We start from the raw sequence: 24,637 nt of genomic DNA on the forward strand, positions 1-24,637 counted from the left end.
GCTGGAGGGCGTGTTCACCTACTCCGCCTTCGATGCCGAGCGCCGCGCGCCGGAGGGCCCGAAGGGCTCGCAGATCGTCGAGAGCTTCGAGGAGCGCGGCGCGTTCTCGCGCGACCGCGCCCGCGTCCTGCACTCCGCGGCCCTGCGCCGCCTCGCCGACAAGACGCAGGTGGTCGGCCCGCGCGACGGCGACACCCCGCGCACGCGCCTGACCCACAGCCTGGAGGTCGCGCAGATCTCCCGCGGCATCGGCGAGGCCCTCGGCCTCGACCCCGACCTCTGCGAGATGGCCGGGTTGACCCACGACATCGGCCACCCGCCCTACGGCCACAACGGCGAAAACGCGCTCAACGAGGTCGCCCGCGGCGGCTTCGAGGGCAACGCGCAAACCCTGCGCATTCTCACCCGCCTCGAGCCAAAAAAGCTTGTCGACGCCACCTCCTACGGCCTCAACCTCACCCGCGCCGCCCTCGACGCCGCCTGCAAGTACCCGCTGACGCGCACCAACCCGGACGGCTCCACCAACCGCAAGTACGGCGCCTACGACGAGGATGCAGCCATCCTGGCGTGGTTGCGCGAGGGCCACACCGACGCCGCGCCCCCGATGGAGGCGCAGGTGATGGACTGCTCGGACGACATCGCCTATTCGGTCCACGACGTCGAGGACGGCATCGTCTCCGGCCGCATCACCCTCAAGGTGCTGTGGGACCTGGTCGAGTTGGCCGCGCTCGCCGAGAAGGGCGCGAAGGCCTTCGGCGGCAGCGCCGACGAGCTCATCGACGCCGCCGCTCGCCTGCGCGCCCTGCCCTCCATCGGCGCGGCCGCCGACTTCGACTACACGCTGGCCTCCTGGGCGAGCTTGAAGAAGCTCACCTCCGAGCTGGTCGGGCGCTACGTCGGCGCGGTGGCCACCGCCACCATGCAGGCCGAATGCAACCACCCCGAGCAGCTGCGCTGCGATGACAACCCCTCCGGCGCGCTCGGGCGGCGCTTCGGCAGCCTGGTCATCCCGGCTGAGGCGGAGGCGGAGGTGCGTCTGCTCAAGACGGTGGCGGTCCTCTACGTCATGGACATGCCCGCCCACCTGCGCCGCCAGGACCGCCAGCGGGACCGCATCTTCCGCGTCTACGACTACATGCTCGCCGGCGCGCCCGGCACCCTCGACACGATGTTCCAGCAGTGGTGGACCATGGCCTCCACGGACGCCGAGCGCGAGCGCGTGGTGGTGGACCAGATCGCCTCGATGACCGAGTCGCGCCTAGAGAGGGCCGCGAAGAAGGCTGCCGGCGTCGCCGGGTTTATGGCCTAAGACGAGCATGTGGGCGTCGCGGGTGCGCAAAACCCCAGGTCGCTCAAGAGCCGGTGCGCTACATGCTCGTCTTAACGGGGCACCTCGCAGAAGGACTCGTAGTGGTCGCCGGTGTAGTACCACTCGTCAACCACGCCGTCGGCGCCGCCGCCGGTGACGATGCGCCGTTCCCCGCGGTGTCCCAGCCCGGGCGTGTCCACGGTGTATTCGCGGTAGTAGCCCAGCTTCTCGTCGGGCAGTTCGCCCTGGTAGTTGCCGAAGCGGGAGTCGTCCTCGGGGTAGCGGTAGGGCCCGCCCTGCTCGACGGAGTCGATGGTGTCCCACGCCTCGGCGGGGAGGGAAGCGCAGGCGGGGACCTCCCCGGGGGCGTCTCCGGGGAGGTCCCCAGGGGCGTCGATAAGCGAGCTGCCGCCGAAGGCTGCGAGGGCGAGAACGGCGACCCCGGCGAGGATCCCTGGGAGGCCTTTGGGCGTGCGTTGTGCCATAGCCAGCATTGTCCCACGCGGGCGGACGAGTTGACCGGACGGCTACGATGTAGCCATGGCTAGGGGCAGAATTCCGGATAGCGACATCCAGGCTATCCGCGAGCGCGCGCCGATCGACGAGATCGTCGGCGAGTACGTGCAGCTCAAGCCCGCCGGCCACGACTCGCTCAAGGGCCTGAGCCCTTTCAAGGACGAGAAGACGCCGTCGTTCCACGTGCGCCCCGCGCGCGGCTACTACCACTGCTTCTCCACGGGCAAGGGCGGCGACGTGTTCTCCTTCCTCATGGAGATGGAGCAGCTGTCCTTCCCGGAGGCCGTCGAGGCGGTGGCCGAGCACATTGGCTACCACATCAACTACCAGGGCGGATCCACGGGCGCGCGCGACGTCAAGCCCGGCACCCGTGCCCGCCTGCTCGCGGCGAACAAGGCGGCGCACGAGTTCTACCGGGAGCAGCTGGAGACCCCGGCGGCGGAGAAGGCGCGCGACTTCCTCCTCAACAGGGGCTTCGACCAGGACACCATCTACCACTTCGAGTGCGGCTACGCCCCCGACGGCTGGGACACCCTGACGAAGCACCTGCTGCGCAAGGGCTTCGACGCGCAGGAGCTCCAGGACGCGGGGCTGACCAGCATGGGGCGTCGCGGGCCGATCGACAAGTTCCGCCGCCGCCTGCTGTGGCCCATCAAGGACGTCGCGGGCAACGTCATCGGTTTCGGCGCGCGCAAGCTCTACGATGACGACCCCATGGGCAAGTACATGAACACCCAGGACACGATGCTCTACCACAAGAGCAAAGTCCTGTTCGGCCTGGATTTGGCGAAGAAGCACGTCGCGGAGGGCCACCAGACGGTCATCGTCGAGGGCTACACCGACGTCATGGCCATGCACGCCGCGGGTGTGAAGACGGCCGTCGCCGCGTGCGGCACCGCCTTCGGCGCCGACCACATGAGCATCATCCGCCGCCTCATGCTCGACGACAACTACTTCCGCGGCGAGCTCATCTACACCTTCGACGGCGACGAGGCCGGCCAGAAGGCCGCGATGCGCGCCTTCGAGGGCGACCAGGCGTTCACCGGCCAGTCCTTCGTGGCGGTCGCGCCCGAGGGCATGGACCCCTGCGACCTGCGCCTGGCCAAGGGCGACACCGCGGTGCGCGACCTCGTGGCCAGCCGCAAGCCCATGTTCGAGTTCGTCATCGAATCGCTGCTCAAGGACTACAAGCTCGACACCGCGGAGGGACGCCTGCAAGCTTTACGACGCACCGTCCCCGTCGTCGCAGGAATCTCCGACAAAGTTCTCCAGGCGGAGTACGCCCGGCGCCTCGCTGGGTGGGTGGGCTGGCCCAACCCCGACGAGGTCCTCGAGCAGGTGCGCGCCGAGGCCAAGCGCCCCCGCACGCCCGAGCGCAAGGTCCGCCGCGCCGCGCAGGCGGAGCCCGTCAACGCCAACGCCCCGGTCTTCGAGGCGCCCCACCCGCGCGACCCCGTCCTGTGGCCGCAGCGCGAGGCCCTCAAGATCGCTCTGCAGTACCCCGAGGTGGCCGGCAACTACTTCGACGGCATCAACCCGGACGCCTTCACCAACCCGGCGTACCGCCAGGTCCGCGACGCGATCACCACGGCCGGCGGGGTCGCCCACGCCAACGGCGGGGCGTCGTGGCTGGCGTCGGTGACCGACGCGGTCGCCGGCCAGGCTGCGCGCAACTTCGTCTCCGAGCTCGCCGTGGAGGACATCCACGCGGATGACATCGAGTCGTACGCCGACGCCGTGCTGTCCCGGCTCCAGGAGGCGCGCGTCGGCGACCAGATCGCCCAGATCAAGGCGCAGCTGCAGCGCATGCGGCCGTCGCAGGACGAGGACGCCTACAACGCGCTCTTCTTCGACCTCGTCGCCCTCGAGCAGGCGCGCCGGGAGCTCAACGAGCGCATCTTCCGCGGGGCGTAGCGCTTTCGAGCGCCCCGGAGAAGACCTCAACGCGAAACAGCGCACGTAAACCAGCGCAAAACACTCTGAGGTCTTCAAGAAGCAGCTCCTACGAGCGCGCAGCGAACTCGCGCGCGGCCCACTCGACGGCGTCGAGGGGCAGGTCCTTGTTGTACTCGTCGCGGGCGTCGCGCAGGCGCTCCAGGTACGTGCTGTACTCCTGCGCGGACCAGTCGGAATCGCTCGAAAGCCCGGCGACGGCGGCGCGCTTGGAGCAGATGATGACGGGTTTGTCGTCCTCGGCGCTCTGGGGCCCGGCGAGGAAGTAGGCGAGCTGGGAGGCGAACTTGGCGGGCAGTCCGGTCGCGGTCAGCGCGGCGTACTGCTCCGCGGGTGTCTTGCCGTCGAGGGAGCGGATGGCCTGGATGAGGTTGTTGGCCTTGCCCTTGTTGCGCAGGAACTGCTGGAGGGTGAGCACTTGGTTGGTCTGGCCCGCGCCGTAGGCGAAGGCGGCGCCGAGGAAGTCGATGATCTGGTCGCGGTCGTTGCCGGAGCGGGCGACGTCCTCGGCGAAGAGGAAGACCTCGGCGCGGGTGAGGGAGGCGGAGGCGTCGTCGCGGAAGGGCGGGACGCGGCGCAGGTGGTGGGGCCAGCCGGTCTTCCAGCGGCGGGGGGAGAACGTGGAGGAGTCGTTCATCGCGTCCTCGGCGGTGGGCGCGAGGGTGGTCAGGGCGTCCATGATCTGGTTCATGTGATCCATTGTGGCAGACCCAATAGGATGGGCGGTTATGACCATCCTCGTGCTCGACCCCCGCTGGCCCGACATGATCCCGCTGGGGGTCGCGTCCCGTATCACTGGGCCGGTGGAGTACACCTCGGAGGTGCCGGTGTCGGTGAGGTGGGCGCTCGCGGATGTTCCGGCGGGCGAGGCAGGGGGGTGGCTGGTGACGACGGATGCGTGTGATCCGGGCGTCGTGAAGCGTGCGGAGAGTGAGGAGCTGATCGCGGTGCCGAGCCTCGCGGATCCGGTGCTGGAGGCGGTGGAGACGATGCGCCGCGCCCGCGAGCGCGGGGAGTGGGAGCGCGCGATGACGCACGAGTCGCTTCTGCCGTACCTCGAGGAGGAGTCGCGCGAGTTCGCGGAGGCGGTGCGCGGCGGCGGGGACGCAGAGCTCAAGAAAGAACTTAGCGACGTCTTACTGCAGGTGCTTTTCCACGCCGAGCTCGCCCGGGAGCGCGGCGCCTTCGACTTCGCGGACGTGGCGGGGGCGTTTGTGGAGAAGATGAAGTCCCGCGCCCCGTACCTGTTCGACGGGAGCGCGGGACTGGTTGCCGTGGAGGAGCAGGAGCGCCTCTGGGCGGAGGGCAAGAGCCGCGAGGCTTAGCGGATCGCGGGCACCAGGTCGCGGACCTGGGGCAGGCCGGCCTGGGAGGACAGCTGCGAGCTCATCTTCAGGGCCTGGTCGATCGGGGTCTCCGGGTCAGCCTTGACAACGCCGCACTCGAGGGCGCGGTCGCCGACGGCGCTGACGGTGCCGGAGGCGACGAGGCGGCGGCTGGCGTCGTCGCCGACGGCCTTGTTCAGGGAGGCGACGAGCTGGCTGCGGGTGGTGTCGGCGCTGACGAAGCCGGTGGTGCGCAGTGCTGTGCCGAGCGCGTTGCAGTCGGCGGCGGCGACGTTGCCGTTGACGACCTTGAGCAGCTCGAGGTAGTTGGTCTGGGCCCGGGCCGGGGTGGCGAGGGCGGCCGCGGCGAGGAAGCCTGCGGTGAGGGTGGTGGCGATGCGGCGCATGTGATGGGTCCTTTGTCGAGGGAAACGGTTACCGGGCCCGTACCTTACCGCAAAATTTGTTACGCATGGGACTGGAGTGACATTTGGGACGCGATGCGGGGCCGCCCCCGTGTTGGTCTCCGGCCATGACCACCACCCTCCTCCTCTGCGTGGTGCTGTTGGCCATCGTCTTCGCCGGCACGAATTACGCCCGGAAGCAGCCCGCCACGCAGATCGTGCTGGAAGACGCCGAGAAGCAGGACATCCGCCGCATCAGGGAAGACAAGGGCGCGGTTCACGCCATCCGCAACCTGCGCAAGAACCACCCCGGCCTCGGGCTGGCGGAGGCGAAGAAGATCGTCGACGAGTTCTAGCGACTTTGGCTCACGCGCCGGGCCGGTAGGATAGGCCCACATGACTTCACCCCGGCCCGGACGCAACCCCATCGCCGCCGGCTGCGGCTGCGCCGGTGTCGTCGGCGTGGTGACGGCCATCGTTTTGATCATCGCGATCACCGGCTGGCTGTTCTCCCTGTTCGAAAACCCCGTGCCCGGCGCCAACCGCCAGCCGATCCCCTCGGACATCCCGCCCGCGGCCGCGGAGGCACCGCCGCTTATCGACGTCCACGGGCCCGGCCGCACCTCCGACCAGCTCGCCCAGTGGGCGGCGCCCATCGCGGAGGCGACCGGGGTGGACCCCCAGGCGATCCGCGCCTACGGCAACGCCTCCCTCATCGCGGCCGACTCCTGGCCCGCGTGCCACCTGAGCTGGAACACCCTGGCAGGCATCGGCTGGGTGGAGACCCGCCACGGCACCTACACCGGCCGCACCTTCGACTCGGCCCGGCTGGACGAGGGCGGCTTTGCCAACCCGCCGATCGTCGGCCCGGCCCTGGACGGCACGAGCGGCTTCGCGCACATCCCGGACAGCGACGGCGGCACCCTCGACGGTGACACGGAGTTCGACCGCGCGGTGGGCCCGATGCAGTTCATCCCGGGGTCCTGGCGCATCCACGGCCGCGACGCCGACGGCGACGGCGCGGCGAACCCGCAGCAGATCGACGACGCCGCCCTCGGCGCGGCCACCCTGCTGTGCGAGGACGGGCGCGACCTGGCCACCCCGGAGGGCTGGCGCGAGGCGGTGCTGGCCTACAACAACTCCAACGACTACGTGGTGAAGGTCCGCAACGCCGCGGCGAACTACGCGCTGAACCAGTCGGCGCAGAGGTAGCGCGACGCGCCGGGGCGCTTTCTGGAAGAATGGGGCGCTGGAAAGACGTTTTCGTTCCAAGGCTCTAAGGAGTGTGGCCAGTGGCTGACATCATTCACGTTTTCGCCCGCGAGATCATGGATTCCCGCGGTAACCCGACGGTCGAGGCGGAGGTCTTCCTCGACGACGGTTCCCACGGCGCCGCCGGCGTTCCCTCCGGCGCGTCGACCGGCCAGCACGAGGCGCACGAGCTTCGCGACGGCGACGAGCGCTACGGCGGCAAGGGCGTCCTAAAGGCCGTGGAGAACGTCAACGAGGAGATCGCCGACGCCCTGGTCGGCATCGAGGCCGATGACCAGCGCCTCATCGACCAGGCCATGCTCGAGCTCGACGGCACCGAAAACAAGTCACGCCTGGGAGCCAACGCCATCCTCGGCGTATCGATGGCCGTGGCCCGCGCCGCCGCCGAGGCCGCCGAGCTGCCTCTGTACCGCTACATCGGCGGCCCGAACGCCCACCTCCTGCCGGTTCCGATGATGAACATCCTCAACGGCGGCGCCCACGCCGACTCGGGCGTCGACGTCCAGGAGTTCATGATCGCCCCGATCGGCGCCGAGACCTTCGCCGAGGCGCTGCGCATGGGCGCCGAGGTCTACCACGCGCTGAAGTCCGTGATCAAGGACAAGGGCCTGTCCACCGGCCTCGGTGACGAGGGTGGCTTCGCCCCCTCCGTCGGCTCCACCAAGGAGGCCCTGGACCTCATCGTCGAGGCCGTGGAGAAGGCCGGCTACAAGCTCGGCGAAGACGTCGCCCTGGCCCTCGACGTCGCTTCCTCCGAGTTCTACGACAACGGCACCTACAACTTCGAGGGCGGCCAGCACAGCCCCGAGGAGATGATCCAGGTCTACGCCGACCTGGTCGAGCAGTACCCGATCGTCTCCATCGAGGACCCGCTGGACGAGGATGACTGGGACGGCTACACCAAGCTCACCGCCCAGATCGGCGACAAGGTGCAGATCGTGGGCGACGACTTCTTCGTCACCAACCCGAAGCGCCTCGCCGAGGGCATCGAGCGCAAGGCCGCCAACGCCCTGCTGGTCAAGGTCAACCAGATCGGCACCCTGACCGAGACCTTCGACGCCGTCGAGCTGGCCCACCGCAACGGCTACCGCACCATGATGTCCCACCGCTCCGGCGAGACCGAGGACACCACCATCGCCGACCTCGCCGTCGCCCTTGGCTGCGGCCAGATCAAGACCGGCGCGCCCGCCCGCTCCGAGCGCGTGGCCAAGTACAACCAGCTCCTGCGCATCGAGCAGCAGCTTGGCGACGCCGCCGTCTACGCCGGACGCTCCGCCTTCCCGCGGTTCAACGGCTAAGCCCCCTGGGTTTCCGCGGCCCGAGCGCCCCTGTCGTGCAGGGGCCTCGGGCCGTTGTCGTGCGCGGGTTTTCTGTGCGCGGGTCCTGGCCTGCGGGGCGCGGTCGCTGCCTGTCGGCGAAACCGGGACATCGGAAAGGGGATATCTCGCCGTCGGCCCTGGGCGCTTCAAACCGGAACGGCGACATATCCCCCTACAGGTATCCCCCAAAGATCCGGCGAGTCCCGGCAGCACCACCCCGCAGCGGCGCCAACACCGGCTAGACTCAACACTCACCATGACCTCACGCGCCACACAACCCCAGCCCAGCCGCCGGCCGCGTCGCAGAGCGACGGAGGTGCCGGTGGCCTCCCGCGACCGGGCGCGCGCCGAGGCGAAGAAAAAGAAGCGGAAGCTGCCCTTCCAGGGCGACATCACGGGCCTGGCCATCGTGATCAGCGTGCTGCTGGTTGTGCTGGTGGCGGTGGCGGTTCCGCTGCGCAACTACTACGAGGGCCGCAGCGAGATCGCGCGGTTGAACGCGTCGATCCAGGAGCTGGAGCAGCGCAAGGCGGACCTGGAGGGGGATATCGCGAAGTACAGGGACGAGGACTACGTCAAGCAGGAGGCGCGCCGCCGCCTGGGGATGATGGAGCCGGGAGAGACGGCGTGGCGGGTCATTGACCCGCGCATGACGCACAGCGACACCATCACCACCGACGAGATCCCGGATACCCGCCCTTGGCCGCAGGTGATGGTCGACAGCCTCAGGCAGGTGCCCGGAGAAGAAACGCAGGGGGAAGAGACGAACGGGGACGAAGCGAATTAGTGCTTGTGCCAGTCCCCGAAGGTAGTGGGGCGCAGCTCGGCATCTGAGCCGGCGAGCTTTTTGACCAGGGCGAGGCGCTCCGAGTCGCCGGTGGGGACGGCGCGGACGATGGAGGCGTCGTCAAGCGAGGATGCGGAGGCGAAGGGTGCCTGAGCTGATTCGATGCGGTGGGGCCCGGAGGTCGAGGGTTTGATGTCGAAGTCGAAGATTTCCGTGGGCAGGTAGAGGGTGGCGCAGGCGTTCGGGTAGTCCACCACCGCGGAGTAGTGCGCCTCGATGGGCGCGGCGCCGAGGAGCAGGAAGGCCTGTTCCTTGGTGTAGCCGAAGGTGGTGAGGTAGTCGATCGCGTGCATCACCGCGTTCTGGTACGCGAGGGTGGCATCGAGGTGGCGCTGCTCGCCCTCGCGGGTAACGGAGATGCCGGTGAAGGTGAGCCAGTCGCTATACGACGCCCCCTGCGCGCCCGGGACGAAGATGGGCGCGCCGCCGGTCTTGTAGCTGTTCATACCGTCGGGGATGATGTCCACGGCGAATTCGAGGTAGCCGCCCATCTCGATGGCGCCGCAGAGGGTGATTTCGCCGTCGCCCTGGCTGAAGTGAAGGTCGCCGAAGGAGAAGTTGGCACCGTCGACGAAGACGGGGAAGAAGATGCGGCTGCCGGCGGTGAGGTTCTTGATGTCCATGTTGCCGCCGTGCTCGCGCGGGGGAACAGAGACGGCGGCCTCACGCGAAAGGCGCTCGACGTCCTCAGCGGGAACGCCGCCGAGCAGCGCCGACGCCGGCTGCGGCGGCACCGCCAGGGGAGGGTAGCGGTGCGGGTCGGTGGCAATGAGCTGGGCCTCGCGCTTGTTCCACCGGGCCAGGACCTCGGCGCTGGGCGCGGTGCCCATCACGCCGGGGTGGACCATGGAGGCGAAGGAGACGCCGGGGATGTGGCGGGAGGTGGCCCGGCCGTCCTTGAAGTCCCAGATGGCCTTGTAGGCGTCGGGCATGTACTCGGCGAGGAAGCCGCCGCCGTGCTTGGCGGCGAAGATGCCGGTGTAGCCCCAGCCTTCGCCGGCGAGCTCGCCGGGGTTGTCGGATTCGCTGAGGGGGCCGGCGTCGATGATATCCACGACGAGCAGGTCGCCGGGCTTGGCGCCCTCCACGCGGAAGGGGCCGGAGAGCTGGTGCGGCTTTTCGAAGGCAACGTTGAGGATGTCGTCGGCGGAGTCGTCGTTCTTGACAAAGCCGTCGAACCACTCGCGCGACTCCGCGCGCACGGTTTCGCCGGGTGTGACGTTGATGATCGCGGGGATTTCTGGGTGCCAGCGGTTGTGGCCCAGGACGTCCTGCTGGTCGAAGGGTCGGGAGGAATCAAGTGTGTATGTGTGGTCTGCCATGTACGCCACGCTACTCAAGAACGGGGCACACTTGTTCGTTGTGAAAACGATCTCCGTTAGCGATGCGTCTGCGAGGTGCTGTTCACCTGAGTTCCGAGGCAATCCGCCACAGCTGACCGCGAGCTGCTGTGGCGAACAGATGGGCTTGGCAGTTGTCCAGCCTTGCCACGATCTCCGCTACCTTGAGCCGCGGACGAGACGTTGCGCGCGCCTGATTTGCTAGTGCCTCCATGACGAGGGTGGGGTCGAGGTCCAGCTGGTTGAGCAAGAATTCGTCCGCGCTTTGCACGGACATACCGAGGGCATCCAACTGGCTTCGCGGGAAGTCTTTCACGTTGTTTGTCACGATGACATCGGCGCGTCCGCGAAGGGCCGCCGCCACGACGTGACGGTCGTTCGGATCGGGTAGTGTTATGCCGCTGATGAGGTCTTCCCACCCCGTGACAGAGGCGTCCTCAAAGGCTGCGTCCATCGTGAGAGCCCGCGCCCGGGCCTTGCCGCCGCCCTTCAAATCGGGGTGAACTGACTCGATTGCCGCTGTAACCTCGTCGAGGATTCTCTCGCTCCAGAGCGGGCGGTAGAGCCCTACCTCGGCGAGCCTGAGTAGGGTGTCCGCGAGGCTTACGGGCACGAGAACACACGCGTCGAGGAGGGCGCTGTACTTAGTCACTACGGGCCCTGCCTGCGTCGCGTCTCGCCTGCTTCAGGGCACTTTCGTACTTGTCGGGGGTCGCCTCGTACAGCCCGTTCGCAGTTGCGTCCGCAGTGAGCGCGTCGAGCGCCTCGCGACGTTGCTTTTTCTTCTCGTCTTGGTAGGCCACAAGGTTCTGCAATGTGACGCGGCGGTGTTTCCCGCCAGCCGGTTTTTGGAACGGGATCTGCCCGTCTTCAAGCAGTTTGATCAGGGTGGGGCGGCTAATCCCGAGGAAGTTGGCTGCCTCCTGGGTTGTAAGGAGCTGGTCAACCGGGGCCACGGTAATCGCTTTACCTACTCTCATGGCATCGGCAACCTTGCAGAGGATCTCAAAGGCCTCCTCCGGGAGCGGAACCTGCTGCCCGTCGGGGCCCAGCAGCATGGCCGGGGAGGGAAGGTCCTCGAGGAAGCGGCTGAGGTCAAGCATCTGCTCGAGGTCGGACGGGGGGAGGACTGTGTTGCGATCTCGGTGGAGTGTGTGCGGAGTATTCATGCTCTCAACCTAATCCGCCAAATCGAAAAATTCGAAACATTGTGACGCTGATTACATAAACTGAGCGGGCGCTGCCTTCGGCGGCGGGACCCCCAGGTAACATCGCCTGCATGACCGTCAGCCAGGAAGACCTCGACATCGTCAAAGAGCAGCTCGGCCGCGCCCCGCGCGGGGTGCTCGCCATCGCGTACCGCACCCCGGACGGTCAGCCGGCCGTCGTCACCACCGCGCCCAAGCTTGACGACGGCACCCCGTTCCCCACGCTCTACTACCTCACCGACCCTCGCCTGACCGCCGAGGCGAGCCGCCTGGAGGTGGCGCAGGTGATGAAGTGGATGGAGTCGCGCCTGGGCACGGACGAGGAGCTGAAGGCGGACTACTTGAAGGCCCACGAGCACTACCTGGCCGAGCGCAACGCGATCCAGAACCTGGGCACGGACTTCTCGGGCGGCGGGATGCCGGACCGGGTGAAGTGCCTGCACGTGCTCATCGCCTACGCGCTGGCCGAGGGGCCGCAGCACTTTCGGCTGGGCGCGGAGGCCGTGGCGCTGGCTGCGGAGCACGGCAACCTGCGTGGCACCGCGATCCCGGGGGACTGGCCCACGCTCGAGCAGCTGGGCATCACCCTCGACGAGGCGGGGGAGAACCTGTGACGGCCGCCGCGCTACGCGTCGCGGCCGTGGACTGCGGCACCAACTCCATCCGCCTGCTCGTCTCCGAACCGAGTCCCGAAGGAAAGCTCGCCGAGCTGACGCGGCAGAACACCATCGTCAGGCTCGGGCAGGGCGTCGACGAGACGGGGCGGCTCAACCCCGAGGCGATCGAGCGCACCCGCAAGGCACTCGCGGGATACGTTGAGACGATGCAGCGCCTCGGCGTGGAGAAGGTGCGCATGGTGGCCACCTCAGCAACGCGCGACGCCGCGAACAGGGAGGACTTCTTCTCCATGACAGCCGATCTGCTGGGGCGCGTCCAGCCCGGGGCGCGCGCCGAGGTGATCAGCGGCGAGGAGGAGGCGGCGCTGTCGTTCGCGGGGGCGACGGCGGACATCGATCCCGACCGCGGGCCGTTCTGCGTGGTGGACCTCGGGGGAGGGTCGACGGAGTTTGTCGTCGGTGAGCAGGCTGTTTCCACGCAGATGGGCTGCGTGCGTCTCACCGAGCGTTTCATGCGCTCGGATCCGCCGACGGCCGCGGAGACGGATGCCGCGCGCGCCTACGTGCGCGACACGCTGCGTGAGGTTGCCCAGCTGCTCGCGTCGGCGCGCACGCTCGTCGGCTGCGCCGGCACCTTCACCACCCTCTCCGCGCTCACGCAGGGGCTGGACAGCTACGACCCCGTGAGGATCCACATGTCGGAGCTGCTTTTCGACGACCTCACAGCCACCACCTCAGCCCTGCGCGCCCAGACCGCCGAGCAGCGCCGCGCCAATCCCGTCGTTCACCCGGGCCGTGCCGACGTGATCGCGGCCGGCTCTGTGATCGTGGAGGAGATCGTGGACCTCGCCCGCGAGAGCGCCGGGCTGGGCAGCGTGGTCATCAGCGAGAAGGACATCCTCGACGGGATCGTCGCCGGCCTGGCCTAGTCCTCGTCGGGCTCGAGAATCTGGTCCTGGCCCTTGCCGCGCTTGAGGTCCTTGACCTCGCGCATACGCGGCTCCGGGTCGAGCTTGTTCGCGATCGCCTTGCGCCCCGAGCGCACCACCTGCTGGGTGACGGGGGAGTTGGCCACGGCCCGGGTGGCGTCGACAATCTGGTGGTAGCGCTTCCTGCCCGCCTTCGTGCCGAACACGTACCCGGCGGCGGCGCCGACAACGAACTGAATCATGCGCACCATCGTACCCAACGCACGCTTCTCGACGTCCCCCCGGCGGGGTACCTTGTGGGGCCAGCGGGGCTCGAACCCGCGACCAGCGGATTATGAGTCCGCGGCTCTAACCGACTGAGCTATAGCCCCTTAGTTGCAGCATTCGCATCATATCGCCCCTGTAAGGGTTCACAGAAATTGTCCCGTGATGTTACGCAGTATGCTGCACATGCTCCACATTGTGATTGCATTGTTGCAGCTAGATGGGCGATTTGGTGATGTTGCGCAGGGGTAGCTATAGTAAAATACCGTTGCAAGTGATTGTGACAACAACATTCCTCCATAGCTCAGTTGGCAGAGCATTCGACTGTTAATCGAAGGGTCACTGGTTCGAGCCCAGTTGGAGGAGCTTCTTAAACCCCCTATCGGTAGGGGGTTTCTTTGTTGCTGGGAAAAGGGTCAAAATGCGTATCTGTGGTAGGCGGTACCGTGCCTTCTCCCAGTGGCGGCGCCTCTCCCGCTTGCCTGTGCTCTGAGCGAGCGTTCGACTAGGTGCCGCAAGCCGGGTGTGGAGCTCCACCGTCGAAACGGACCTATCGCCGGCGGTAACCTCGTGTCCGATTCTCGTTGTCGCCGCCGTCTGTGTCGCTGACGCCGTCGACGAAGGCGACGCGCCCCACCGTCATGCGGTGGAGGGAGGGCGCGCCGGTGCAGGACCCGGTCGTCCTTGACGGGGTGCGCGCCGCGGTCGCCGCCGCCGACGTGCCGGTGACGATGACCGAGTCCTTCAGCCGCCGCGCCGACACCGTCGCCATGGTCGAGCGCCTGCTCTCGATCACCCGGATGATGAGCCTCGTCGCCCTCGTCATCGCGCTGGTGGGCATTGCCAACACCGTCTTCCTCTCCTGGCGAGAGCGACGCCGGGACCGCACGCTGCTGAACACGCTCGGGCTGACGCCCCTGGGGAGCGCGGGCGTGATGGCGGTTGAGCTGCTGTTGCTCGCGCTGCCGGCGGCGGGTGCCGGGTGGCTCGTGGGGGAGTGGGCCGGTGGGTGGCTCTTATAAACATCTGACGCTGCCGACGAGCTACCCCGTGTAGATCTCGGGGGTCGCCGGTTCCTTAAAAAAATACCCCAGACACAGAGCCCTAGAGAGACACGATCGTTGTGGTTCAGCACTCGTACACTACANGGCTCGTGGGGGAGTGGGCCGGTGGGTTTATTGCCGCGGTTGCGGTGGGGTGAGGGGTTTGATGGGGGAAGTATAAATGGCAATGTTTGGTTGGCCTATGTAAACCGACCCCATGTCTTTCGCTCGATAGAATCAGATGACTGTGAAACTAGAAAAAGAAAATGTATGTGTTACGTAACGGCCACCGTCATCCTGTGGGGCTTATGGATTCTAAGATTCGACGAAAGTACCGACGGGTTTTCGGGGGATTTGCAGAGGACAGCCAGTTTCCCACCAACGCCTGTAAATCACCCGCATGGTTTACCGAACTGTTTTAAGATTTTCCTCATTCTGGCAGGGCCTAAAGTGGGCCGAAGCCGGCGGTAGAAACCGGGGTCTCGGCCCGCGCAGTTTTCGCTGAACTTCGAGGGAACGTCTGATTCTAGACACAAGGTTATCGGTGAAGGGAAGGCGGTACAGGAAATGAACACCGTAGCGCAAGTTGAAATCTACTCATCGCGATCGGGGAATCGTCAGTGGTTCGATCTCTTTGGGCCAGCGGAAGAATCAAACGCGGCTAGAGCTTGTTTGGTTTACGGACGTAATGGAGCTGGGAAATCATCACTAGCAAAAGACTTGGCAAAATCTCTGAAATCTGGAGAAGCTCTAATCACGTTTAAAGATGGGACGACGTCTCGACAGGTAACTGCGCGCGATGGGGAGGTGGTGCGCCCGTCCCTGTTCAATGAGGACATCATCCGAGAGGCTGTGTTCGAGCAGCAAGGGAATGGCCAAGGGGGCCTGCAAACGATCGTCATGTTCGGGGAGCAGATCGACAGGCGTACCAAGCTCGATGAAATTGAAGACGAAATCCAGGACCGGGCAACGAGTATCGAAGTCAAGCAACGTCGCCTTCATGAGCTGGAAAACCCGGATGGTCTCATCGCTAAGAAAATGACCGAGTTGAAGAAGAAGTTAAAACAGGAAGAGGGATGGGCGGAATTCCGCAAACGTGCCGAAAACCGTAAGAAACAACCCGTCATTAATGATGGGGTCCTCGGTGATTTCATTCACAAATACTCGGACGATATCGCGGACAGTCGTAATCTGGTCGAAATCCTCCGGGAGCGAGAGACACTGGTAAAGAGGCTTGAACAAAACTCGGACCGCAACAAAATCGATCCAAGTTTTGCACTAGTCCTGGGCGAGAAACAGCTGGACGAATTGGACAGTCTCTTGTCACAAGAGATAAATTCTGACCCGGCCACGCCGATCGAGGAGCATTTTGTAAAAACCTTAAATGATCCGGCTCTTCGGTCATCGTTTGACCTGGCTGCGGATGTAATAGTCGATCGCAATACAGCTTGCTGCCCAGCTTGTACTCAGGAGATCCCTCCAGAGCTGCGGCGACAGATTAGCTCGGCGATTCAGTCCATAAGAAGCAATGCCGAGCGCCAAGCCTTGATCGAAAGACTAGAGCAGCTTGCAGAAGTCGAATTTGTGGAGGTCACCGACTTTAGAGAAAACGAGCAAGCTTTCATATCTGCGGAGGCCCTACGAGCAGTTGGCACCGCGCGGGAATCCGTGCTCAAAGAACTTACGAATATCAAGCAACTGATTCGACAAAAGGTTTCAGCCCCAGAGGCTATCGTCAATCTGTCGCTGATAGACTTCCGTTCTGCGGTTGAGCGCCTGGAAACAGCAGCGCAGGTGTGTAAGTCAGAATTAGAGGCGAGAAACGCGACAATCGATCGATTCGATGAGGATCTGCAGCTGTTCAACGATTTAAATCGATTGGCAGTAGCGAAAACTGCAGATTCGGGAGCACTCATTCGGGAATTATCCGAGTGTTTGAACGAGGAAAAAGCACTTCGAGTCGAGTGTAAATCCCAGGCATCGCACATCACGCAGCTTGAAAAAGAAAAACTCGAAATTGAGGCAGCAGCTCAAGACCTAAACTTGGCGGTCGACCTCATGAATAGGTTTCTACGCGTTGTCTTCGCAGAGCCAGGGCGCCTTAGTCTTGAATTAGGGACTGACTGCTATGTAGTAAAAAGTAGGAATAAAGACGTCCGGGTTTCCGACTTATCTACGGGGGAACGCAATGTCATCACCCTCGTTTATTTTCTCGCGGACATCTTCCGGGACAGTTCAGACTACGAACACTGCAAGAGACAGCGCTTCATTATCTTGGATGACCCGCTTTCGAGTTTCGACCGCGATAACAAGACCGGTGTCTTCCTCCTGCTACGCCAAGTAATTGGGAAATTCTTGGAGGGTAACAAATCCACTCAGCTAGTCATTTTGAGCCACGATTTAGGTCTGATTCAAGATTTCCATGCGGTCTTGAAGTCTGTAGACGGTGTGAGCACCACATCACGGGAGTTAGAAACCTCCCAGCTCCGTTCGATCAAATTAGATGAATTCGGGTCATACACGGAACATCTGAAGAAAATCTATGAGTTTGCTGCGAGAGTAGACTTCCAAGGCGTCCTTCCTGCACAGATCCCTGCTGGCAACGAAATGAGACTCGTCTTGGAAGCGTTCGCCGAATTTGTAGCAGCAACCGACATTGTGAGCTTGCCTAAGAAAGCGGCGGTTAGGGATGCGTTAGAGGGGACAAGTATAGCGATCGGGCAGTACTTTCAAAGCTCGCTTTATCGGCTCCTCCTCCACGGTGAGAGCCATTCCTCGGATTCGATTCGAGCAGGAGCATTTGATTTCGCACCCCAAATTTCACCGGCTGAGCGTCGACTGATGTGTCGAGACTTGCTGTGCCTCATATATTCAATCTCCTCTGTCCACATTCCGGCAAAACTTAGTATGAAGCGAGGGAGAGACAGCGCGGACCTATATAATTTGAATATGTTTGAGACTTTGATTACCGATTGGCAGTCGGATATTGAACGTCGTACGCTTCGTTAAGTCGGTTGCCACATGAACAAGCTCTGTATGGAGCTAATCGGAATCAGTTTCGCCCAACATCCTAGATTGTGCCAAGTGCAGTGAGAGACGGGGTGGCGTAACGGGTAATTATCGACTCCAAGCGGGATCTGCTGCGCACATTGCTCATCCCGTACCCTGCCGGCGACCCGTAAGCTCCGTTGGGAGTAAGGCTTCGAATAGGTCCCTGGTCTATCGCACCAGCGCTGGGGTCAACTCACCCAGAAGACCCAACACGGGGGAGGAAATCGTCGGACGATGAGAATCCGCGTGGGCAACCCTAGGAAGATCGACTGCGGGCGATCAGGTTTGTTCTGCCCTGGGGGACTCCCGCAAGGTTACGAGCCGAATAGATTCCCCGCCGTCCCGTCTGTACTGGCGCTCTAGTGTCCGTAAGTACAGATGACTACGCTCCGAGTCATCGACCCCCGCAGTGCTTCGGGTGAGATGATACGGCGCCGATTTCGAACATTTTTGATGTAACCGAGTTCGTCATGGACTGATCCCGTGGCGAGTTGGATGCGCCTGTGCAGGAAGTGCTGTTCCGCTTACTGGTGGAATTTTGCTTCGACTGGGTGCCAGCTCGTAGGCGAGAACTTTTCCGCAACGGCAGGAGGGCCCGTCCCTGCTGAGCTCCAAGCCCGGATTGAAATGGTAGCGAGCGGCTGGGCGGATCCTCCCGTTCCTGCTGGGGATTCGTGGCGCATGAGTGCAGTGGAAAGGGGTTTATTCCGAAGCATGTTGTCCTTCTACAGCATTTAGCTCGCGGCCGCTTCCCGCAATGAGTCACGGGCGGGCGTGGAGCGAGGCACGTTGCGGAATTCCGGCAAATGCACGTTTTACTAACGCCGTCGGCACTTCGACGATCAGGGAAGGTTGGTACTCCGGCGTTTCGGTACCGATGACACGGAGGCCGTCGCTCTCGGCCAGCGCGTTCTTGAGCGCATGCCCCTCGAGACAGAGGCCGAGTGGCGACAGACACTCAACGTTCACGCCGCGCGTTAGCTGGTGGAGGAGTGATCGTCCGCTGCAGGAGGTGGCCAAGACGAGGCCGCGTGGCGGCTTCTGGAGTACGTCGGCGTCACGAAGGAACAATGTGGCCAGGGCGCAACCTTCGGCGGTGAAGAGGGACCCCAGCTCGCGTTTTCCGTAGACCGAGCCCAGTTGGAGAGCTTGATTTACGCGCCGTTTCAGGTGGCATTCGGACAACCTCGGTAGTGTGATGTACTCGGGTTGCCCGCCGCCCCCATCGTCCACGTGGCCCTCACGCCCGTTCGCCGATGGGAACAAAACGAACAGCGCGAGTTGCCGGGCTAGTTCACCTGTAATTTGCTACCATCCACGTGGCGCAACCGTCGGATGGGGACGCGATCCTTTACGTCGGTGAGCGTGGTTCGTGGTTGTCTGAGCACACCGTCGTAAGCTCGGCCATCTTCTATGAAGAGGGAGGAGAGACTTTCCAGGTGTTGCAAACGGGGAGCCGCTGGGACAACCTCGCGTCTCACTACTGCTGCGCGAGAACCCTGGGAAAATGTTTTGGTTCGTCGCGTCTTCCCTGATCAGCACGAACTTCTCAATGCCGAAGACATAGACATCGCCGCCAGGAACCACGAGGACGATGTCCTGGCCGCAATGACGCACAGTCAACGGTGGGAGGATCTCCGACGTGGTTCTCTGCCCCTGACTCCAGCATTTGAGTCGCCCCCAGTTTCGGCCGATGGACACGGCCGGGGCACTAGCCTCGGGGGTGCATTCCGGCTGGGATGCTCGGGCGTGGGCAGCGGGAACTGAGAGGGCGGTCATTGCGATTAGGGGGCGAAAAGAGGAAAGTTCTGGCATGGCGGGCTCCTGAGTTGTTAGCGTCAAGGTCGTTCCCCCCCGATGTGAGAACGGCTTACGAGCTTCGTCGCGCCACTGCTGCGCCCATGTTTTAGAGTCGCGACCCCGCCACCCGCTTCCACGTACCCTCATCCCCATGCGCATTCTCACCCACGACGAAGTCCTCGCCAGCCTGAGCCCCGCCGACGCCGTCGACGCCCTCCGCCAGGCGCTGCGGGACGGCTTCGACCCGGCCACCGACCTTCCCCGCACGAAGGCGCCGCTGCACCGCGGGGAGATGCACATCCTGCCGGCGTCGCTGCCGCGCGTCAGCGGCGTGAAAATCCTGGCGATCCAGCCCGAGGACCACGACCCCGACCTCCCGCTCATCCAGGGCCAGTACCTGCTCATCGACAGCACCAGGCTCACGCCCTTTTCGCTTCTCGACGGCACCGCCCTGACCACCCTGCGCACCCCCGCCGTCTCCGTCGCCGGGGTGCGGGATTTCCTCACGGGCGCCGCCGGGCCGCTGAAGGTGGTCATCTTCGGCACGGGGGCGCAGGGGCGCGGGCACGCCGCGACGGTGGAGTCTGTGGTGGGGGCGGGGGAGGCGTCGATAAGCTTTGTCGGCCGCAGCGAGCCGCGCGACCTGGGGTATCCCTGGCTCGCGGCGGGGTCGACCGAGGCCCGTGAGGCGGTGGCGGCCGCGGACCTCGCTGTCTGTGCGACAACCGCGCGCGAGCCGATTCTTTCGCTTGCCGACGTCCGCCCCGACGCCCTCATCATCGCCGTCGGCTCCCACACCACCGACGCCCGCGAGCTCGCCTCCGACCTGATGGGCGCGGCGCACGTCATGGTCGAGGACGTGGACGCGGCGCTGCGCGAGGCCGGCGACGCCACCCTGGCCATCGCCGAGGGCGCGCTGTCGCGCGAGGACCTGATCCCCATGAAGGACGTGGTGACCGGGACAGTCGAGCTCGAACGGGACCGGCCGATCGTGTTCAAGACCGTCGGAATGCCCTGGGAGGACCTTGTGGTGGCCGACGCGGTGGATCGCGCCTGACGGGGCACCCCGGGGGCGTCGACAAGCTAAAGCTCGAAGTGCATCGGCGCGCCAGGGCCGAGCGGAATGCCAAGGAAGTACCAGATGAGGAAGAAGATGAACCACCCGGTGACCATCGCCAGCGAGTAGGGCAGCGCCAGGGACATCAGGGTGCCCACGCCCGCCTTCTTGTAGTAGCGCTGCAGGAAGGTCAGGGCGAGGGCGAAGTAGGGCGACATCGGGGTGATGATGTTGGTGGGGGAGTCGCCGATGCGGAACAGCATCTGCGTGACCTCGGGGGAGACGCCGACGTACATCATCATGGGGATCACCACCGGTGCCATGAGCGCCCACTGCGCGGACCCGGAGGTCAGCAGCAGGTTGATCACCGCGACCATGAGCACGAAGCCCGCGAAGAGCACCACGACGGGCAGGTCCCAGCGCTGCAGCAGTTCGGCGCCGCGGATCGCGGTCCAGGAGCCGAGGTTGGACCACTTGAACCAGGCGAGGAACTGGGAGACCGCGAAGAAGAGAACGAGCATCGGCAGCAGCGACTTCAGGCCGGTGGCCATCATGTCAGGGATGTCCGCGCTCGAGCTGATCGTGCCGGCCACCAGACCGTAGGTCAGGCCGCAGAGGAAGAAGCCGATGGAGATCGGCACGGCGATGGCCGTGATCAGCGGGGACTTCATGAAGCCCTCGTCCGGGTTGGCCAGCGGCGAGCCCGGCACGAACAGCAGCAGGAAGAACACCGCCAGGAAGGCCAGCAGGGCCAGGCCCGCGGCCTTGAGCGCCTTGGACTCGGTGGGGGAGAGCTCGAGGTCCTCGTCGTTGGCGTCGTCCGGGGAGTCGCCCGCGGTGGCGTTGGCGAAGGAGAGCTCGTGCTCCTCGATGTCGTCGTGGTCAATGAGCTGGCGGGCCTTCTTGTCCACGAACATCTCCGTCACCGCGGTGATGATCAGCGAGAGCACCACGGCCGAGGGGATGACGAAGAAGATGTTGGCCAGCGGGGAAACCGTGTACTCGGGGTCCACGATGTGCGCCGCCGAGGTGGAGATGCCCGCCAGCAGCAGGTCCGTGATGTTCAGGATGAGCGAGGCGTTGAACCCCGCCGAGCTGGCGGCGAAGGCCACCATCGCACCGACGATCGGGGAGCGACCCACCGCGTAGAAGGCCATCGCGCCCAGCGGGATGATGATCACGTAGATGGCGTCGGAGGCCACCGACCCCGTCACGCCCGCCAGCGCCACCATGAAGGTGAGCATCTTCGGGCCGACCTTGTCCACCATCGCGCGGATCATCGCCGAGAGCAGACCCGTCTGTTCCGCTACGGCCACGCCCAGCATCACCGACAGGATCACGCCCAGCGGCGGGAAGGAGATGAAGTTGTTCACGGCCTCGGTGACCATCTTCGAGATGTTCTCACCCGTGAGCAGCGACTCCACCTGCACCATCTCGCCCGAGCCCGGGTCCTTCGCGGCCATCCCGATCTTCGCTCCGGCCCACGACGTCACCGCCACCACACCGGAGAGGATGACGAAGAGCCAGAACGGGTCCGGCAGCTTGTTGCCGATCTTCTCCACCACGCCGAGGAAGCCAGCGGATTCTGACTTGCCTGGACTAGTTGTCTCGCGCGAGTCCCGGGATTCTTCCGGTTTCGTCGAGTTCTTGGACGTGGATCCTGCCATGGCGGGTGCTTCCTGGTCGGGGTCAACGGGCAAGCGCGCTCGCGGCACGCCTTTGTTGCCCTCCACACTAAATGCCCGCCGGGCGAAAGTGTGACACGGGGCACCTTTCGGGGGCCGGATAGTAAAGAAACACGAGCGCAGCCGTAACATGTGCTGCTGAAAACCTGTGAGTTTCCGTATTCCAGCGACCCTCAACGACCCCCAGCGACCCCTAGGAGAACCCATGTCCATCGGCCGCCCCGCCCGAACCGTCCGTTCCGTCCTCGCCCTGCTCGCCCTGGCGGCAGTGCTGCTCGCCGCGCTCTTCGTCGTCCGGCCGAGCCTGTTCGGAACCGGCAAGACCACCATGTCCTCCGAGAACCTCGGCGCCACCTTCAACGACATCGCCGAGCTCAGCACCGAGGAGTACGTCTACTCCCGGGTGGGCAGCTTCGACCAGGCGGGCTTCCAGATCGCCGGGCGCACCGTGCCCTTCACCGGCCGCAACTTCCTGGTCACCTACGACGGCACCGTCAAGGCGGGCATTTCCAACGCCGAGCTCATCGAGGTCCGCGTCGATGACACCGCGCGCACCCTCACCATCACCACCCCGCACGCGGAGGTGCTCAGCTCCTCCATCGCCCCGGAGAGCATCGCTGTCTACGACCAGTCGATGAACCCCCTCAACCAGGTCCGCGTCCAGGACGTCTCCGCCTTCCTGGCGGAGCAGGAGCGCAACGCCAAGGAAACAGCCGTGGACCAGGGCCTCCTCGAGCGCGCCGACAACCGCGTCGAGGACCTGCTGCGCAGCCACGGCGAGGCGCTCACCGAGGGCACCGCGATGGCGGACTACGCCGTCGACGTGAAGTGGAGGTAGGCCCGGCGGGGCGTCGATAAGCGCTGCCCTGGGTACACTCGCAGCGGTGGACATGATCGAGATGACGCCGACCATCGAGACGACCTACCGGGTCCTCGAGCTCATCGGCGTGTTCCTGACCAGCCTCGTTGCGGGCACCATCGCGCGGAAGATGAACTTCGACATCGTCGGGTTCCTGCTCCTCGCCATCATTTCCTCGCTGGCGGGCGGAGCGGTGCGCGACGTGCTCATCGATACCGGAAAGGTCGCCGCCCTCGTACACCCCGAGTACATCTGGGTGGCCATGGCGGGCGCGGCCGCCGCCTTTCTCACCCGGCTCCACGGGTTCACCTGGACCATGTTCCAGTACCACGCCGACATGGTCACCATCGGCGTGTGGGCCGTCACCGGCTCGACGAAGGCGCTGCTTGCGGGCGTGTCCCCGCTCGGCTGCGTGCTCATGGCGCTGGTCACCGCCACCGGCGGCAGCGTCATCCGCGACATGATGATCGGGCGCATCCCCGCCCTGCTGAAAAACCAGCAGATGATGGCCATCCCCGCCATCATCGCGGCCTCCTTCAACGTGCTGCTCTACCGCATCGGCCACCACGAGCTCGGCATGGTGCTCACCCCGATCCTCGCCTTCGCCATCGCGGCCCTCGTCTACTGGACCGGCTGGTACATCCCCGCCCGACAGGACTTCGCGCCGGTCAATGACCTCGCGTGGAAGCTGCGCCAATCCTTCAGCGGCGTCGAGGAATCCGCCCGCTCCGCCGCCCGCACCATCGAACCCGACTCCGTGCGCGAGTGGCGCCACGGCAAGATGGAGGAGATCGAGGCGGAGGAGCATCGCGAGCTCGGCGCCGACAACGCCGGCGAGCCCACCAAGGAAGAGGTGAAGAAGCGCGTCGGCGACAACCCCTCGCGCGAGGAGTTCATCGACGTGCTCTACAAGGCCTACCTCGACGCCGGCGGGAGCAACAGCCCCACGGGGTGGCAGGGGCTGCGCGCCCGCAGGCGCTAGCATCGGGCGCATGGACCTTTCCGAGCACCTGGATCCCTGGCCCGCCGACAACGTCTCCGCCGCGATCGTCGGCCCGGCCGAGGCCACCTACGGCGACGAGGCCCGCGTCTACGAGCTCGCCAGCGTGACCAAGCTCCTCTCGGCCTACGCCATCCTCCTCGCGGTCGAGGAGGGGGCATTTTCGCTTGACGACGCCCTCGGCCCCGCCACCTCCACCATCCGGCACCTGCTCTCCCACGCCAGCGGCGTTGGCTTCGACACCCGCGAGCCCCAGAAGGCGGTGGGGGAGCGGCGCATCTACTCCTCCGCCGGATACGAGATCCTCGCGGAGCACCTCGAGGAGTCGACGGGCATCGGGTTCGCCGACTACGCCCGGGAAGGAATCTTCGCCCCGCTGGGGATGGACAGTGCGGAGATATATGGGTCGGCCGGTCACGGCGGGAGGGCGTCGCTAAGCGATATGCGTGCCTTCGCCGCCGAGCTCGTCTCCCCGCAGCTGCTGTCGGAGGAGACCCTGCGCGAGGCGATGAGCAACCAGTTCGGCGATCTGCGCGGCGTCGTGCCCGGCTACGGCATGCAGAAACCCTGCCCGTGGGGGCTCGGGTTCGAGATCAAGGGCGCCAAGACCCCGCACTGGACCGGCGACACCATGCCGGCCGAGACCGTCGGGCACTTCGGTATGGCCGGGACGTATCTGTGGGTCGTGCCCGCCTGGCTGGACCACCCCCGCGCCGGGACCGCGATGGTCGCGCTGACCGACCGCGAGTTCGGCGAGTGGGCCAAGCCCCTGTGGCAGGAGACGAACACCGCGCTCTTCGACGCCCTCTGAGCGCGCGGGCCGGTAGTACCCTTACCCT

24 protein-coding genes and 2 tRNA genes are annotated in these 24,637 nt (G+C 65.2%); 16 read left to right on the forward strand and 10 right to left on the reverse strand.

Features of this window, described 5'->3' with window-relative positions:
- Nucleotides 1–10: 10 nt before the first annotated feature.
- Nucleotides 11–1,309: a deoxyguanosinetriphosphate triphosphohydrolase gene (locus tag DYZ02_RS09815; RefSeq protein WP_342767221.1), complete on the forward strand. Its 1,299-nt coding sequence runs from the start codon at nt 11–13 to the stop codon at nt 1,307–1,309.
- Between the two features lie 71 nt (nt 1,310–1,380).
- Here the strand turns inward: DYZ02_RS09815 and DYZ02_RS09820 are convergent, their stop codons facing one another.
- Entirely contained in the window at nt 1,381–1,794 is a 414-nt protein-coding gene (locus DYZ02_RS09820) for a guanyl-specific ribonuclease (RefSeq protein WP_115686080.1), read from the reverse strand.
- A 55-nt stretch (nt 1,795–1,849) separates the two neighbouring features.
- On the opposite strand from DYZ02_RS09820, the gene dnaG reads away from it, so the two are divergent.
- Nucleotides 1,850–3,739, forward strand: a complete 1,890-nt coding sequence (dnaG, locus tag DYZ02_RS09825; protein WP_115686081.1) for a DNA primase — start codon at nt 1,850–1,852, stop codon at nt 3,737–3,739.
- Between the two features lie 88 nt (nt 3,740–3,827).
- Here dnaG and DYZ02_RS09830 read toward each other — a convergent pair whose 3' ends face one another.
- On the reverse strand, nt 3,828–4,469 hold the full coding sequence (locus DYZ02_RS09830; RefSeq protein WP_115686082.1) for an 8-oxoguanine DNA glycosylase OGG fold protein: 642 nt from the start codon (nt 4,467–4,469) through the stop codon (nt 3,828–3,830).
- Nucleotides 4,470–4,506: 37 nt separating this feature from the next.
- Between DYZ02_RS09830 and DYZ02_RS09835 the strand changes: the two genes are divergently transcribed.
- Nucleotides 4,507–5,103: a MazG nucleotide pyrophosphohydrolase domain-containing protein gene (locus DYZ02_RS09835; protein ID WP_115686083.1), complete on the forward strand. Its 597-nt coding sequence runs from the start codon at nt 4,507–4,509 to the stop codon at nt 5,101–5,103.
- On the opposite strand, the gene DYZ02_RS09840 is transcribed toward DYZ02_RS09835, so the two are convergent.
- Nucleotides 5,100–5,510 (reverse strand): hypothetical protein, encoded by a 411-nt coding sequence (locus DYZ02_RS09840; RefSeq protein ID WP_115686084.1) that lies wholly within the window; start codon nt 5,508–5,510, stop codon nt 5,100–5,102. The two genes, DYZ02_RS09835 and DYZ02_RS09840, sit on opposite strands and share 4 nt — an antisense overlap.
- Nucleotides 5,511–5,635: 125 nt before the next feature.
- On the opposite strand from DYZ02_RS09840, the gene DYZ02_RS09845 reads away from it, so the two are divergent.
- The 4 genes from DYZ02_RS09845 to DYZ02_RS09860 all read left to right on the forward strand — a co-directional run bounded on the left by DYZ02_RS09845 (nt 5,636) and on the right by DYZ02_RS09860 (nt 8,885).
- A complete protein-coding gene (locus DYZ02_RS09845) occupies nt 5,636–5,863 on the forward strand; it encodes a hypothetical protein (protein ID WP_115686085.1) in 228 nt (75 codons plus the stop codon).
- Between the two features lie 40 nt (nt 5,864–5,903).
- The gene (locus DYZ02_RS09850; RefSeq protein ID WP_115686086.1) at nt 5,904–6,719 is read left to right on the forward strand and encodes a lytic transglycosylase domain-containing protein; all 816 of its coding nucleotides are present in this window, start codon (nt 5,904–5,906) and stop codon (nt 6,717–6,719) included.
- Between the two features lie 80 nt (nt 6,720–6,799).
- Nucleotides 6,800–8,077 (forward strand): phosphopyruvate hydratase, encoded by a 1,278-nt coding sequence (gene eno, locus DYZ02_RS09855; RefSeq protein ID WP_115686087.1) that lies wholly within the window; start codon nt 6,800–6,802, stop codon nt 8,075–8,077.
- Nucleotides 8,078–8,354: 277 nt separating this feature from the next.
- Nucleotides 8,355–8,885 carry a septum formation initiator family protein gene (locus DYZ02_RS09860; protein ID WP_245945769.1) on the forward strand — a complete coding sequence of 177 codons (531 nt, stop codon included), beginning with the start codon at nt 8,355–8,357 and terminating at the stop codon, nt 8,883–8,885.
- Here the strand turns inward: DYZ02_RS09860 and fmdA are convergent.
- The 3 genes from fmdA to DYZ02_RS09875 form a co-directional block, all read right to left on the reverse strand.
- On the reverse strand, nt 8,882–10,267 hold the full coding sequence (fmdA, locus tag DYZ02_RS09865) for a formamidase (protein WP_115686089.1): 1,386 nt from the start codon (nt 10,265–10,267) through the stop codon (nt 8,882–8,884). The two genes, DYZ02_RS09860 and fmdA, sit on opposite strands and share 4 nt — an antisense overlap.
- An 82-nt stretch (nt 10,268–10,349) precedes the next feature.
- On the reverse strand, nt 10,350–10,937 hold the full coding sequence (locus DYZ02_RS09870) for a PIN domain-containing protein (protein WP_115686090.1): 588 nt from the start codon (nt 10,935–10,937) through the stop codon (nt 10,350–10,352).
- Nucleotides 10,930–11,388: a helix-turn-helix domain-containing protein gene (locus tag DYZ02_RS09875; RefSeq protein ID WP_115686458.1), complete on the reverse strand. Its 459-nt coding sequence runs from the start codon at nt 11,386–11,388 to the stop codon at nt 10,930–10,932. The genes DYZ02_RS09870 and DYZ02_RS09875 overlap by 8 nt, the downstream gene beginning before the upstream one ends.
- Nucleotides 11,389–11,564: 176 nt before the next feature.
- Here DYZ02_RS09875 and DYZ02_RS09880 point away from each other — a divergent pair, with 176 nt between their 5' ends.
- The gene (locus DYZ02_RS09880) at nt 11,565–12,107 is read left to right on the forward strand and encodes a DUF501 domain-containing protein (protein WP_115686091.1); all 543 of its coding nucleotides are present in this window, start codon (nt 11,565–11,567) and stop codon (nt 12,105–12,107) included.
- Complete coding sequence (locus DYZ02_RS09885) at nt 12,104–13,039, forward strand: Ppx/GppA phosphatase family protein (RefSeq protein ID WP_115686092.1); 936 nt, start codon at nt 12,104–12,106, stop codon at nt 13,037–13,039. The genes DYZ02_RS09880 and DYZ02_RS09885 overlap by 4 nt, the downstream gene beginning before the upstream one ends.
- On the opposite strand, the gene DYZ02_RS09890 is transcribed toward DYZ02_RS09885, so the two are convergent.
- Entirely contained in the window at nt 13,036–13,281 is a 246-nt protein-coding gene (locus DYZ02_RS09890) for a hypothetical protein (protein ID WP_115686093.1), read from the reverse strand. The genes DYZ02_RS09885 and DYZ02_RS09890 overlap by 4 nt on opposite strands.
- A gap of 55 nt (nt 13,282–13,336) precedes the next feature.
- Nucleotides 13,337–13,410, reverse strand: a tRNA-Ile gene (locus DYZ02_RS09895).
- Nucleotides 13,411–13,596: 186 nt separating this feature from the next.
- Between DYZ02_RS09895 and DYZ02_RS09900 the strand changes: the two genes are divergently transcribed.
- From DYZ02_RS09900 to DYZ02_RS09910, 3 genes are all read left to right on the forward strand, one after another.
- Nucleotides 13,597–13,669: transfer RNA gene (locus DYZ02_RS09900), tRNA-Asn, on the forward strand.
- A gap of 233 nt (nt 13,670–13,902) precedes the next feature.
- Nucleotides 13,903–14,325, forward strand: coding sequence for an FtsX-like permease family protein (locus DYZ02_RS09905; RefSeq protein ID WP_181896952.1), 423 nt, complete (start codon nt 13,903–13,905; stop codon nt 14,323–14,325).
- 588 nt (nt 14,326–14,913) lie between these two features.
- On the forward strand, nt 14,914–17,355 hold the full coding sequence (locus tag DYZ02_RS09910; RefSeq protein WP_115686095.1) for an AAA family ATPase: 2,442 nt from the start codon (nt 14,914–14,916) through the stop codon (nt 17,353–17,355).
- Nucleotides 17,356–18,159: 804 nt separating this feature from the next.
- Here DYZ02_RS09910 and DYZ02_RS11260 read toward each other — a convergent pair.
- Nucleotides 18,160–18,582, reverse strand: coding sequence for a hypothetical protein (locus DYZ02_RS11260; protein WP_147291506.1), 423 nt, complete (start codon nt 18,580–18,582; stop codon nt 18,160–18,162).
- A 766-nt stretch (nt 18,583–19,348) separates the two neighbouring features.
- Between DYZ02_RS11260 and DYZ02_RS09915 the strand changes: the two genes are divergently transcribed.
- The gene (locus DYZ02_RS09915; protein WP_115686096.1) at nt 19,349–20,254 is read left to right on the forward strand and encodes an ornithine cyclodeaminase family protein; all 906 of its coding nucleotides are present in this window, start codon (nt 19,349–19,351) and stop codon (nt 20,252–20,254) included.
- Nucleotides 20,255–20,280: 26 nt separating this feature from the next.
- Here the strand turns inward: DYZ02_RS09915 and DYZ02_RS09920 are convergent, their stop codons facing one another.
- Complete coding sequence (locus DYZ02_RS09920; RefSeq protein ID WP_181896953.1) at nt 20,281–21,921, reverse strand: AbgT family transporter; 1,641 nt, start codon at nt 21,919–21,921, stop codon at nt 20,281–20,283.
- A 223-nt stretch (nt 21,922–22,144) separates the two neighbouring features.
- Between DYZ02_RS09920 and DYZ02_RS09925 the strand changes: the two genes are divergently transcribed.
- The 3 genes from DYZ02_RS09925 to DYZ02_RS09935 are packed head-to-tail and all read left to right on the forward strand — an operon-like array spanning nt 22,145 to nt 24,609.
- Nucleotides 22,145–22,777, forward strand: a complete 633-nt coding sequence (locus tag DYZ02_RS09925) for a DUF4230 domain-containing protein (RefSeq protein WP_115686098.1) — start codon at nt 22,145–22,147, stop codon at nt 22,775–22,777.
- 52 nt (nt 22,778–22,829) lie between these two features.
- On the forward strand, nt 22,830–23,780 hold the full coding sequence (locus DYZ02_RS09930) for a TRIC cation channel family protein (protein ID WP_245945886.1): 951 nt from the start codon (nt 22,830–22,832) through the stop codon (nt 23,778–23,780).
- Between the two features lie 10 nt (nt 23,781–23,790).
- A complete protein-coding gene (locus tag DYZ02_RS09935) occupies nt 23,791–24,609 on the forward strand; it encodes a serine hydrolase domain-containing protein (RefSeq protein WP_115686100.1) in 819 nt (272 codons plus the stop codon).
- Nucleotides 24,610–24,637 lie beyond the last annotated feature (28 nt).

This window comes from Corynebacterium senegalense (assembly GCF_900411315.1).
In the GTDB taxonomy this organism is placed as follows: Bacteria; Actinomycetota; Actinomycetes; order Mycobacteriales; family Mycobacteriaceae; genus Corynebacterium; species Corynebacterium senegalense.